This is a genomic window from Desulfosoma profundi (assembly GCF_055387865.1).
In genome coordinates, this window is the sequence record NZ_AP042420.1 from 2,889,248 (window position 1) to 2,901,422 (window position 12,175).

Below are 12,175 nucleotides of genomic sequence, written 5' to 3' on the forward strand. Positions count from 1 at the left end.
CGCTTCGGTTTCACGCCGGTCGCGGGGCTTCCAACGCCCTTCGGATACCTCGCGTAAAGGGTTTTCGAATAATGCCCACTTCCGTGATGATGCCGGTAATGAGTCGGTGCGGGGTGACATCGAAGGCCGGATTTTCGGCGACCATGCCTCGGGGGGCCACAAGTCGGCCGAAACAGGAGGTCACCTCCCTCGGATCCCGGTATTCAATGGGGATTCCCGACCCGTTGGGGATCAGGGGATCGATGGTGGAGCGGGGTGCTGCCACGTAAAACGGGACGCCGTGAGCTTGAGCTAGCACGGCCAAGGTGTACGTCCCGATTTTGTTGGCTGTGTCCCCATTGGCCGCGATCCGGTCCGCTCCCACAATCACCAAATCGATTTTTCGCTGCTGCATAAGACTACCGGCGGCATTGTCGGTGATCAAGGTGCAGGGGATCTTTTCCGTCATGAGTTCGTAAGCCGTGAGACGGCTGCCCTGCAGATACGGGCGGGTTTCGCAGCACGTGACATGGATGGACCGGTCGGCGGCGAAAGCCGCACGAATGACCCCGAGGGCCGTTCCGTAATCTCCCGTGGCCAGGGCCCCCGCGTTGCAATGGGTCAGGATTCGGGCCCCCGAGGGGACGATTCCCGCCCCCCAGCGCCCGATGGCTTCATTCGTGCGGACGTCCTCCTCCAGAATGGCTTCCGATTTGCGGCGGATGAGCCGCTGCAATTCCGGCACGTCGGCCCCGGGATTTTCGACGACGACGGCGAAGACGGCATCGACGGCCCACCCGAGATTGTTGCCCGTCGGACGGGCCATCCGGATGCGATCGCACAGGCGGGAGAACTTCCGTCGAAATGTGGGCACATCGGCCGCCGTAATGGCTCGGGCCCCCAAAGCCGCGGCCATGGCCCCTGCGATGCCCACGGCGGGGGCGCCGCGGATGGCCATTGTCTTGATTGCCCGAATGACGTCATCGGGGGTGGTGCAGCGCAAGACCTTATGTTTATGGGGTAAGAGTCTTTGGTCGACGATCATGACGGTATCGCCGTCCCACCATATGGGCCGAAGGGATGAAGTCGGCATTGAACAGACTCCCTGCTTTCCGGGGTGAACGGATGAGCCCCTTTTCCTGATTCAGGCCGCACAACAGGGCACGGCCCTACGAGGCCGAAAGCTTTTCTTTGAGGAGACGGTTGACCAGTTGCGGATTGGCTTTACCGCGCGTTTTCTGCATGACTTGCCCCACGAAGAAGCCGATGAGCTTGTCTTTACCTTGCCGATACGCTTCGACTTCCTTGGGGTTTTCTTGAAGAACCTGATCGACGACAGCCACAAGGGCCCCTTCGTCGGTGACCTGCCTCAGTCCTTTTTCCTCGACAATCCGGGACGGCGCCGCACCGGTCTCGTACATTTCCTTGAAGACGGATTTCGCAATCTTGCCGCTGATCACATTCTTGTCCATGAGGTTCAGTAATTCCGCAAGATGCTTCGGCGGCACGGGACACTGGTCGATGTCGCGCTCGTCCCGTTTGAGTTCCCGCAGGAGTTCGCTCATGATCCAGTTGCTCACGGTCTTCGGCTGCGGAAAATCCGCCAGGACCGCTTCAAAATAATCGGCCACATCTTTCGATGCCGTGAGGACGGCCGCGTCGTAGGCCGGGAGTTCGTACTGGGCCATGAACCTTTCCCGTTTGGCGTCGGGCAATTCGGGGAGACTGCGCCGAACGGCCTCGATCCATTCCGGGTCGATGGCCAGCGGCACCAAGTCCGGATCGGGGAAATAGCGGTAATCGTGAGCCTCTTCCTTTCCCCGCATACTCACCGTCACGCCACGGCCGGCATCCCACAGTCGGGTTTCCTGGACAACGGGATCGCCCTTGTCGAGAAGCGCCCTTTGGCGGCGCACTTCGAACTCTAAGGCCCGCTGGACATTGCGGAACGAGTTCATGTTCTTGAGTTCTGTTTTCACCCCGAAGCCGTGGGTCCCGACGGGCCGCAGGCTGATGTTCGCATCACACCGGAAACTGCCTTCCTCCATATTGCCGTCGCAGATTTCGAGGTAGCGCAGGATGTCTCGAAGTGTGCGCAAATAGGCCGCGGCTTCTTCCGGGGTTCGGATGTCGGGTTCGCTGACGATTTCAATGAGCGGCACGCCTGTGCGGTTGAAGTCCACGTAACTCACCGGTTGGGTTTCATCATGGACGAGCTTCCCGGCGTCTTCTTCCATGTGGATCCGCGTGATGCCGATCCTTCGGGTTCCGCTCTCCGTAGGGATGTCCACCCAACCCCCGGTGGCCAGAGGCTCTTCGTATTGAGAAATCTGGTAGTTTTTGGGAAGATCCGGGTAAAAATAATTCTTGCGGGCGAAACGACACCGGGGGGCGATCCGGCAGTGGGTCGCCAGAGCCATTTTCAGGGCGTATTCGACGACGGTGCGGTTCAGTACGGGAAGGACTCCCGGCATCCCTAGGCACACTGGGCACGTGTGGGTGTTCGGAGAGGCTCCGAAGGCCGTGGAGCAACCGCAGAAAATTTTACTTCGCGTCAGCAATTGCGCGTGGACTTCTAATCCGATGACCGTTTCCCATTCCATGATGGCGCCTCGCAAGACAATTCGGTTGCACGGGGCGGAGAATTTCCGTCCGCGAAGATTTTTCCCCGCCCCTTTTAGCACCGATCGGAAGATTCGTGAAGTCGGGAAGTTCGAGGTCCCACGGAGCGCTGAGGACGGGTGACGGACGATTTTGACTTTGCGAAACTTTTCTTCTAGAAAGACCGGAGCGGAGAGGGTCGCAGCGAACTTTTCCCGCGACGATGCTAACGGTTTTTCTGAGTACGGTGGCGTGTGGTGCGACGGATGATCAACGGGAGAGGATGGCCATGAAGATCCACGAATACCAAGCGAAAGAACTCTTTCAAAAGTACGGTGTGCCTGTCCCCAAGGGCCGGGTGGCCTTCACGGTGGCAGAAGCGCAAGCGGCGGCCCGGGAGCTGGGCACCTTGCCGGTGGTGATCAAAGCCCAGATCCATGCGGGGGGACGGGGCAAGGGCGGAGGAGTGAAGCTGGCCCATACAGCGGACGAGGTGGCCTCCGTTGCCGGCAGCATCCTCGGCATGACGCTGGTGACGCATCAAACAGGCCCGGAAGGGCGTCTTGTGCGAAAGGTTCTGGTGGAGGAAGGGCTGGACATTGCCAAGGAGCTTTATCTCAGCCTTTTGCCCGACCGCTCTACGGCGAAAATCGTCTTCATGGCCAGCGAAGCCGGCGGTATGGACATCGAGGAAGTCGCCGCCAAGACCCCCGAAAAGATTGTCAAAGTCTATGTGGATCCTTTGGTGGGACTGCAGCCGTTCATGGCCCGCAAACTGGCCTACGGATTGAACCTTGAGCCCGACATCGTCAAGCTGTTTCTGCCGATGGTCCACGCCCTGTATTGCTTGTGCCTGGATTACGATGCGTCGCTGGTGGAAATCAACCCGCTGGTCATCACCAAGGATCGACGTCTGCTTGCCCTAGACGCCAAAATGAACTTCGACGACAACGCCTTGTTCCGACACAAGGACGTGTTGGCTTACCGTGATTTGGATGAAGAGGATCCTCTGGAAGTGGAGGCGTCCAAGCACAATTTGAATTACATCAAAATGGACGGCAACATCGGCAACATGGTCAACGGTGCCGGGTTGGCCATGGCCACGATGGACATCATCAAACTGGCGGGTGCCGAACCGGCCAATTTCCTCGACGTGGGCGGAGGCGCCAGCGCGGAAATGGTGGAGAACGGTTTCCGGATCATTTTGAGCGATCCCAATGTCAAAGGGGTGCTCATCAATATCTTCGGCGGCATCCTCCGGTGTGACGTCCTGGCCCAAGGCGTGGTGGAAGCCAGCAAAAAGGTGGGCGTCAAAGTCCCCGTGGTGATTCGTATGGAAGGGACAAACGTGGAACTGGGGCGGAAAATCCTGCAGGAATCGGGCTTGAACCTCATCGTGGCACAGGACCTCAAAGACGCAGCCCAAAAAGTGGCGGCCATCGCTAAGGCGTAGGAGGACACACCATGAGCATTTGGGTCAATGCACAAACACGAGTTCTTGTTCAAGGAATTACCGGCCGGGAAGGGCAGTTCCACACAAGACAGTGTGTCGCCTACGGGACACGCGTCGTCGCGGGGGTCACTCCAGGAAAAGGCGGCCAGACCATGGACGATATTCCCGTGTTCAACACCGTGGAGGAAGCCGTCCGCCAGACGGGCGCCGATTGTTCCATGATCTTCGTCCCACCAGCTTTTGCCGCCGACGCCATTTTGGAAGCCATGGATGCCGGTGTGCGCCTGATCGTGACCATTACGGAAGGGATTCCCGTGATGGACATGCTCAAAGTGAAAAATGCCCTCAAAGGATCCTCGTCGCGTCTGATCGGCCCGAATTGTCCGGGAATCATCACGCCGGACCAATGCAAAGTCGGCATCATGCCCGGTCCCATCCACAAGGCCGGATCCGTAGGCGTTGTGTCCCGTTCCGGCACCTTGACCTATGAAGTGGTGCATCAGCTCACGTTGCAAGGCATCGGTCAGAGCACTTGTGTGGGGATTGGCGGCGACCCCGTGAACGGCACGAATTTTATCGACTGCCTCAAAGCCTTCCAGGAAGATCCCGAAACCAAAGCCGTGGTCATGGTGGGAGAGATTGGCGGGTCTGCCGAGGAGGAGGCCGCGGAATTTATTGCCCGGCACATGACCAAGCCCGTGGTAGGCTTCGTGGCCGGCTTGACGGCCCCCCCCGGCCGCCGGATGGGGCATGCCGGCGCCATCATCAGTGGATCCAGCGGCACGGCCCAAGGAAAGATCCGAGCCATGAAAGATGCCGGAATCACCGTGGTGGAAAACTTGGGAGACTTGGGTCTCGTGTGCAAGGAAGCCTTCGCCTCTGTGCTGTAAAGCACGAGGAATCGGAGCGATGAGGTCGCGGGTGCGGGCCGTGGCGGAGCCAGTGTTCCTGGACCGGTCGACATTCCTCCCATAGCTGAGCGGCGAATTTTTTGGCGGACGGCGTTTGCGCCGTCCGCCTGATTTCCGGCGGGTTTCGTTCTTGACGGAATCGAGAACCTCAATCTGCTGAGACTGGCGGCCCTTTTATTCTGTGGGCCCCATCCGAACCCTTCCCGGCATGTCCTGGTGGACTCCCATGCCCTCCGCTGGTTCGCTCGGCCCTAGATTGCCCCCTTGAACAAAGATGTGCTCAAAAATCTTTTCGGCGGCTTCTTGAGTTCGCCCTTCCAGCGCGCGAAACCGATCTAGGAGCTCCTTGGCAAAAGGCGTGAGAACCGATCCTCCCCCTTTGAGTCCGCCGATTTTCTTTTCGAGGATAGGGCGTCCGAGCCGCTGTTCCGTGGCATGGATTTTCCCCCACACCGCGGAGTAACTCATGCCCAATTCCTTCGCGGCGCCGATGATCGACCCCGCCTTTTCGACGGCTTCCAAAATGCGTCGGCGGCCGGCACCGAAGACAAGTGCTCCAGAGTCGTCTTCTACCCAGACCTTGCAGTGGACCATGAGCTTCTTCGGTTGGGTCACGGCGCTCCTCCTCATGGACGCGGCCCGGCTTGTCACGGCCGCTCCCTTTCGTTACAAGGATCTTCGCATGGTGTCCGTCGGAGGTCAACCGAGGCGAAAATTGGGGGAAGTTCGATTCTTGCTTGAATCCTTATGGAAAGCCGAGGGATGGGTCATGCCGGAATTTCTTAGGGTGAAGACCGCTGAAGAGGTCCTGGCCATTGTGAATGGCTTTGCGCCTTTGGATGAAGAAGAGATCCCGCTCGAAGAGGCCGCGGGACGCGTCATCTCTCGGGAGCTTCGGGCCACGGGGGACGTCCCCCATTTTCCACGCGCCGTCATGGACGGCTATGCGGTGAGGGCTCGGGACACTTTCGGGGCTTCGGAATCCCTACCTGCCCTGCTTACGGTTGTCGGCGAAGTGTTCATGGGGCGGTCAGCAGCCCAAGGGATCGGTCCGGGCCAGGCCATGGCCATCCCCACAGGAGGAGTCGTTCCTCAAGGGGCAGATGCCGTGGTCATGGTGGAATACACCCAAGAGGTGGGGGACGGGACCGTCGAAGTCACGCGACCTGTGGCGCCGGGGGAGAACATCTTAGGCACGGGAGATGACATTGCTCAAGGAAGTTTGCTGTTTCCGGCAGGCTGGCGGCTGAGGGCTCAAGACGTCGGCGTGTTGGCCGCGGTCGGAATCCGAACTCTGCCCGTCTTCCGGGCGCCTCGGGTCGCCGTGCTCTCCACAGGGGACGAAATCGTTTCCCCGGAAACCGAAGTCGTTCCTGTGGGAAAAATCCGAGATATCAATACGTTTGTCCTGGCGGCACAGGTTCGGGAAGCGGGCGCTCACCCGGGTTTCATGCGGGTTGTGCCGGACGATGTGGACGAGCTTGCCGCCACATGCCGGCGAGCCCTCCAGGAGCATGACGTTGTCCTTCTTTCCGGAGGGAGTTCCGTCGGCGCTCGGGATTACACCGTCCAGGTGCTGGACGCTTTGGACGGGGCGGAACTATTGGTCCACGGCGTGGCGATCCGGCCGGGAAAACCGACGATTCTCGCACGCATCGGCCGCAAAATCCTTTGGGGATTACCAGGCCAGCCCGCCTCAGCGATGATTGTTTTTACGGCGTTTGTGCGCCCGAGTCTGCTTCGACTTCAAGGTGTGGATATGGCCCGTACTCCGAAGAACCAGACATGCCGGGCGGTGCTTCGGCGGAATCTGCCTTCCGTCCATGGCCGGGCGGACTACGTCCGCGTGGAACTGCGAGAGGAAAACGGCAGGATGTCCGCACAGCCGGTGTTTGGGTCTTCGGCCATGATCAGCACCCTGTCCCGAGCCGATGGATATGTGATCGTTCCGGAACATGTGGAAGGATATGAGGCGGGAACGGAAGTGACGGTGCATCTCTTCGGCGCGATTCGCGACAACCCTCCAGCGAAGGAAGAACCCTCGAGACCCTGAACCGAACTCTTTCGGTGAACCTGTCATCGGACAGGCACGTTGGAGCCCCAAGGGACCACTCTTTTTCGGCGCATTGGCTGTCGGCGTCGAAGGCAAAAACAAGAACACGGCCCGAGGTGACAAGGGCAGAGGCCGGAGAGGAAAAGGCGATCCTCTCAACGGGGGAGTTTGGGCGGGCCGGAAATCCGCACCACGTCTTCGATGGCAAGTTGAACACTGGCGGCTTGACGAATCACGTCGATACTGATAACCAGGGTGCCTTTCTTGGGGTTAAGGCGTTGGAGGATACCGACGCACCCGGCAAACGGGCCGCGGATCACTTCCACCCAGTCCCCTTCGGTCAGGTAGGGGTGCAAGGTCAGGTTGTCAGCATGCTCCAAAATGGTCCGGAGACTTTCCACCTGGTAGTCCGGAATCGACTCAGGTCCTCGGCCGCTCCGCACGATATACACACTTCCCGGAATCTTCAGAATTTCCAGATGGATTTCATTGCTCAGCACCGCGTGAACAAAGACATATCCGGGGAAAAGCGGGACATGCAGCCGCACCCGCCGGTCCCGCCTTCTGCTCCACGTGTGCAGCAAAGGGAGGAAACAATCGATGTTTTTCTTGAGCAGCTGATCCGCCACTTTTTTCTCGTGGTTGACCTGAACGTACAAGGCATACCAGCCTGGTGTGTTTTCCAGAGAAGCGATGGGACGTTCCACCGGAAGAACAATCGGTGAGTGAGTGTCTCTTCCCAAGCCGTGCCTTTTTTCGGTCAGCATCAAACCACCTTCTTTTGTGGGCCGGGTTCCATCCCTGAGGGTGACGTCACGTTTTCCGCCCACCCGTTGATGGAGTCATCGGCGGATGAGTCATCGGACTTTAGCCCGCCGAAACCCGGCGACGCTGTACAACGTCCGATTTTTTCTCGGGCTTTCGACCAAGATGTTCAAGAATCTTTGCGATCGTCCAAGGGGTCGGCAACCGCACGCGATTTCCCGAACGGTCTTCGTAGAGAAGATATCCCTTCTCCAAGGCGTGAAAGAAGAGGTCCCGCGTCAAGGCCACATCGTCCTGGCAGTATCGGGTCAGAAGATCCCAGCGGTCCTCTCGAAACCATCGAACGGCCTGGACGCCGTCCGCCGTTTTCTTCCGTCCCAGCGTTTTTTCACCCACATGGTCCAAACTCAGCCGATAGCCCAGTTGTTGCCGAATTGTCTCCAATAAATCGAATGCAGGAATATCCTCGAGGGGTTTCGGGGTGTAAGCCTGAAGCACCTTGAGATCGAAATCCTTGATGTTGAATCCGACCACGAGGTCGAAACTTCGGAGCCGCTCGATCAAGCGTGGAACATCTTCCTCCCGGAAGACCTCGAAGGTCTCCCTGGCTTGATCGTAAAGGACGGCCACCGAAACACGCATGAGGTGTTTGTTGTCCCAGCCGCCCACCTCTTGGGCCAGCTTTTGCGTCTCAAGGTCGAAAAACGCGATGGCCGGCCCCTGAGTGATCGGCGAAGCCTCCGGCGGGATCGGTTCGGGCTTGTCGAACTGGACGTTTTCCTCATGTCCCGTCCCGAGAGGTTTTCGACCCAACAGGTAGCGCACGACTTCCAAGGCCGCCTCTTTGTCTAAGGGCGTGTTTCCGGATCCGCACTTGGGCGAATGGATGCAGCCCGGACATCCTGCCTCACAGGGGCAGGTTTCCACAAGCTCCAGCGTCCGCTCGAGGAGCTCTTCCACGATCTCATAGCCCCGTGCCGCCAATCCGATCCCTTCAGGATATCCGTCGTAGACAAAGACGGCGCTCTTGCCCAGTTGGGGATGCACTGGGATGGAAATCCCGCCGATGTCATTGCGGTCGCACAGGGTAAACAGGGGAAACATGCTGATGAGCGCATGTTCCATGGCATGGATGCCGCCCATGTAATGAAGTCCTGCGCGCCGGATCTTTTCTCCGATGAGATCTTCAATTTCCATCCAAAACCCGACAGTTTCAAAAACTTGTTCCGGCAGATCCAGGGGAGTGAAATCCAACACCTCCTGGGTGAACAGGCGTTTCTTTTCGTAACCGACGACATGCTCCCGAACGCGCAGGCGGCCAAGTCGGGCGATGAAGGCGCTGCACGGTTTGGAAGCGAGGATTTCCAGAATTTCCGTCTCCTTGTCGGTCTTCACCCAGGTGTAGTATTCGGCGTCCTGGGGAACGGCTCGAGCGACGCGTTTTTCCAAATCCAAGGCTTGCACCACGAAGGTCCTACCCCTATGGAGGTAGACGGCTCCAGGGTGGCATTCCTTGAAAGCGCGCACACCGTCCGTGGTGCCGATGGGGATCCATTGGTTTTTGTCCTGAGGGCTAGGGCCCAGGATGGTGAATGAAGGGCCGACGCTCCGAATGTCCACCCGTCGATGGGGATAAGTTACGGCGGCGAACCATCGACGTCCGTCTTCCGACTGGATCAGCGAACCCTGATTTGTGGCGATGGCCAACGCTTGACGGCGGTTGGGCGTCCACCCGGAGGTTTCGTCGATATGCACAGGGATTTCCGCGGCGGCGCACGGAAGGTGTTCGGCGACAATTGCCGGATTGTCCGGATCCGTCACCGCCGTTTCGTAGGATCCTTCCAAAACCGTTTCAGGATGACGGACGATGTATTGGTCCAAGGCATCGGGCTGAGGGATGAGAATGATGACGCTTTCCCGACCGCTCCGGCCCACTCGACCACTGCGCTGCCAGGTGGTCATGACGGTCCCTGGGTATCCCACGAGGATGCATACGTCCAGACCGCCGATGTCAATGCCCATTTCCAGAGCGCTCGTGGAAATCACTGCGGCGATGCGCCCTTCGGCCAACCCTTGCTCGATCCCGCGCCGTTCTGACGGAAGAAAGCCGGCCCTGTAGGAACTGACCTTGGCGGCCAAATCCGGAGCCGCCCGCATCAGGCTCATGTGGACCAGTTCGGTCATGCGCCGAGATTGGGTAAAGACGATGGTCTTCAAACCCGAGCGTACAGCGGTTTGGGCGATGCGCGCCGCCAAGCCCGCCAGAGGTCCTTCTGTTTCCATGAAGACAAAATGACGGGGGGCTTGCGGCGAACCTGACCGGGAGACGTTTTCCACCGGTTCTCCGATGAGCTGTTGCGCCAACTCTGCGGGGTTGCCGATGGTTGCCGAGAGGAACACGTACTGGGGGCGGGATCCATAGAGCGTGGTGATCCGCTGCAATCGCCGCAGGATCTGCGCCACATGGCTTCCGAAGATTCCTCGGTACGTGTGCAGCTCATCCACCACCACGTAGCGCAGCCCCCGAAAGAAGGATTCCCACTTGCCATGGTAGGGGAGCAGCGCGTAGTGGAGCATGTCCGGGTTTGTGACGAGCACGTGGGGAGGTTTCTTGCGGATCACGGACCGTTGATGGGATGTGGTGTCACCGTCATAGACCGCGGCCGTAAAGGTCGGCTTCGTTGGTACCGCGCGGAAGAATGCCTGGAGAGATTCCCGTTGATCGCGGCTCAAGGCTTTGATGGGGAAAAGATAAAGCGCGTGGGACTGGGGAGCGTGGAGCAGCGCTTCGGTCACGGCCACGTTGTAGACGAGGGACTTGCCACTGGCGGTTGGAGTGGCGACCACCACATAACGGCCGCTTCGGATATGATCCAGAGCGACCGCCTGGTGGCTGTAGAGCCGCTCGATGCCCATAGAGTGCAGCGCGTGAACAATGGGTTCGGGAAGGGGGGTCTGGGGCTTGGCGTAGCACGCTTCTTGAGCCTGCAAGACGCTGTGGTGCACCACGCGAGCCGTTTTCCAGTCGTGAGCCAAAAGTCGCTCGAGAAATCTTTTCATGGAAGCGTGACCGGCGGACGGAAGAAGGACTTTCTCATAGATCCTGGTCCCATTGGTAGCTTTGCACCACGAGAATGCCCTTTTCGGTGGCCTGCTGCAAGACCTTGGGTTTGGCATAGTGCGTGACCAGGATGGGGACGAGTTCCACGGCGAGGGTACGGCTGATCTTTTGAAGTTTTCGGCTGAGAGCCTTGAGTTTTGAAACATCGTCCAGCCTGAGGACGGATTCGCCCACAAGCCGCACTTCCTTGCCGTTTTTCAAGGCCTTCGCCCAAAAGTTCACTTCCTCATCGGCCAGTTCCGTTCGGATCATGCTTTCCACTACACGAATGTTGTGGACCTTGTTCAGGTAGGCCGGCAGTTTGCGGTAAGCTTCATTTTCCAGCGCATAGGCCAAGCTGCGCGACAACCCGCCGACCTGTTCGCGTGTACCTCTGAGGTTCTTCGCCAGGGAGCCGACTTCCACCTCGGTCCGTTTTTGGGCTTCAGCGAGTTCGTTGACTCGTTCTTCAGTTCTTTTCTGAGCTTCGGCGAGTTCGTTAAGGCGCAGTTCGGTTCTTTTTTGGGCTTCAGCGAGTTCGTTGACTCGTTCTTCAGTTCTTTTCTGAGCTTCGGCGAGTTCGTTAAGGCGCAGTTCGGTTCTTTTTTGGGCTTCAGCGAGTTCGTTGACTCGTTCTTCAGTTCTTTTCTGAGCTTCGGCGAGTTCGTTAAGGCGCAGTTCGGTTCTTTTTTGGGCTTCAGCGAGTTCGTTGACTCGTTCTTCAGTTCTTTTCTGAGCTTCGGCGAGTTCGTTAAGGCGCAGTTCGGTTCTTTTTTGGGCTTCAGCGAGTTCGTTGACTCGTTCTTCAGTTCTTTTCTGAGCTTCGGCGAGTTCGTTAAGGCGTTCTTCAGTTCTTTTTTGGGCTTCGGCAAGGGCGTCCACGCGTTCTTCGGTACGACGCTGAGCTTCGGCCAGCTCACGCACAGCAGCGGCTAAATCGGCGACGATTTCTTTGAGTTCTGCGAAATCGCTCTTGCTCACCGCGATTTGGCGCCGTTGCTCCAGTTCCTCGATGATTGCGAGGAGAACTTCCCGCAGATCCGGGGGCATCTGGTCGAGTTTTCGGATCAACGCCACACTGATGGCCATGGTTTTCGGGGGTCCTCAGTCCCTTCACGTTCTCGCGGCGCGTCGGGCCGCCTGGTATTTGCTCATCATCCTACCCAAAAGGGGTCGGGGAGGCAACCTTCTGCATTGGACAGGAGACCCGTCATGGCCACACCCCGGACATTGACATATCCGGGATGGGCCGGTTACGAGTCCATCATGGAAGAATTGTTTAGGAAAGTCTGGAGTGCATGAACACAAGGAAG

General features: G+C 58.5%; 9 protein-coding genes. 3 read left to right on the top strand and 6 right to left on the bottom strand.

Features of this window, described 5'->3' with window-relative positions:
- Positions 1-10: 10 nt before the first annotated feature.
- Both mtnA and gatB read right to left on the bottom strand, forming a co-directional pair.
- Positions 11-1,072 (bottom strand): S-methyl-5-thioribose-1-phosphate isomerase, encoded by a 1,062-nt coding sequence (gene mtnA / locus ACZ5K9_RS12465; RefSeq protein WP_464271656.1) that lies wholly within the window; start codon positions 1,070-1,072, stop codon positions 11-13.
- 76 nt (positions 1,073-1,148) lie between these two features.
- Positions 1,149-2,597, bottom strand: coding sequence for an Asp-tRNA(Asn)/Glu-tRNA(Gln) amidotransferase subunit GatB (gene gatB / locus ACZ5K9_RS12470; protein WP_464271657.1), 1,449 nt, complete (start codon positions 2,595-2,597; stop codon positions 1,149-1,151).
- Between the two features lie 272 nt (positions 2,598-2,869).
- On the opposite strand from gatB, the gene sucC reads away from it, so the two are divergent.
- Both sucC and sucD read left to right on the top strand, forming a co-directional pair.
- Positions 2,870-4,033, top strand: a complete 1,164-nt coding sequence (gene sucC / locus ACZ5K9_RS12475) for an ADP-forming succinate--CoA ligase subunit beta (protein ID WP_464271658.1) — start codon at positions 2,870-2,872, stop codon at positions 4,031-4,033.
- 11 nt (positions 4,034-4,044) lie between these two features.
- Positions 4,045-4,923 carry a succinate--CoA ligase subunit alpha gene (gene sucD / locus ACZ5K9_RS12480; protein ID WP_464271659.1) on the top strand — a complete coding sequence of 293 codons (879 nt, stop codon included), beginning with the start codon at positions 4,045-4,047 and terminating at the stop codon, positions 4,921-4,923.
- Between the two features lie 195 nt (positions 4,924-5,118).
- Here the strand turns inward: sucD and ACZ5K9_RS12485 are convergent, their stop codons facing one another.
- Complete coding sequence (locus tag ACZ5K9_RS12485) at positions 5,119-5,559, bottom strand: winged helix-turn-helix domain-containing protein (RefSeq protein WP_464271660.1); 441 nt, start codon at positions 5,557-5,559, stop codon at positions 5,119-5,121.
- Between the two features lie 67 nt (positions 5,560-5,626).
- On the opposite strand from ACZ5K9_RS12485, the gene ACZ5K9_RS12490 reads away from it, so the two are divergent.
- Positions 5,627-6,997, top strand: coding sequence for a molybdopterin molybdotransferase MoeA (locus ACZ5K9_RS12490; protein ID WP_464271661.1), 1,371 nt, complete (start codon positions 5,627-5,629; stop codon positions 6,995-6,997).
- Between the two features lie 155 nt (positions 6,998-7,152).
- On the opposite strand, the gene ACZ5K9_RS12495 is transcribed toward ACZ5K9_RS12490, so the two are convergent.
- The 3 genes from ACZ5K9_RS12495 to ACZ5K9_RS12505 form a co-directional block, all read right to left on the bottom strand.
- Positions 7,153-7,764, bottom strand: coding sequence for a UpxY family transcription antiterminator (locus ACZ5K9_RS12495; RefSeq protein ID WP_464271662.1), 612 nt, complete (start codon positions 7,762-7,764; stop codon positions 7,153-7,155).
- 100 nt (positions 7,765-7,864) lie between these two features.
- Positions 7,865-10,822: a DEAD/DEAH box helicase gene (locus tag ACZ5K9_RS12500; RefSeq protein WP_464271663.1), complete on the bottom strand. Its 2,958-nt coding sequence runs from the start codon at positions 10,820-10,822 to the stop codon at positions 7,865-7,867.
- A gap of 34 nt (positions 10,823-10,856) precedes the next feature.
- The gene (locus ACZ5K9_RS12505; protein WP_464271664.1) at positions 10,857-11,951 is read right to left on the bottom strand and encodes a hypothetical protein; all 1,095 of its coding nucleotides are present in this window, start codon (positions 11,949-11,951) and stop codon (positions 10,857-10,859) included.
- Between the last annotated feature and the right edge of the window lie 224 nt (positions 11,952-12,175).

What these genes read in the sequence shown, in the direction of transcription:
- ACZ5K9_RS12505 (WP_464271664.1), bottom strand. Translation starts at nt 11,951, where the DNA reads ATGGCCATCAGTGTGGCGTTGATCCGAAAACTCGACCAGATGCCCCCG.
- ACZ5K9_RS12500 (WP_464271663.1), bottom strand. Translation starts at nt 10,822, where the DNA reads ATGAAAAGATTTCTCGAGCGACTTTTGGCTCACGACTGGAAAACGGCT.
- ACZ5K9_RS12490 (WP_464271661.1), top strand. Translation starts at nt 5,627, where the DNA reads ATGGTGTCCGTCGGAGGTCAACCGAGGCGAAAATTGGGGGAAGTTCGA.
- mtnA (WP_464271656.1), bottom strand. Translation starts at nt 1,072, where the DNA reads ATGCCGACTTCATCCCTTCGGCCCATATGGTGGGACGGCGATACCGTC.
- sucD (WP_464271659.1), top strand. Translation starts at nt 4,045, where the DNA reads ATGAGCATTTGGGTCAATGCACAAACACGAGTTCTTGTTCAAGGAATT.
- sucC (WP_464271658.1), top strand. Translation starts at nt 2,870, where the DNA reads ATGAAGATCCACGAATACCAAGCGAAAGAACTCTTTCAAAAGTACGGT.
- ACZ5K9_RS12495 (WP_464271662.1), bottom strand. Translation starts at nt 7,764, where the DNA reads ATGCTGACCGAAAAAAGGCACGGCTTGGGAAGAGACACTCACTCACCG.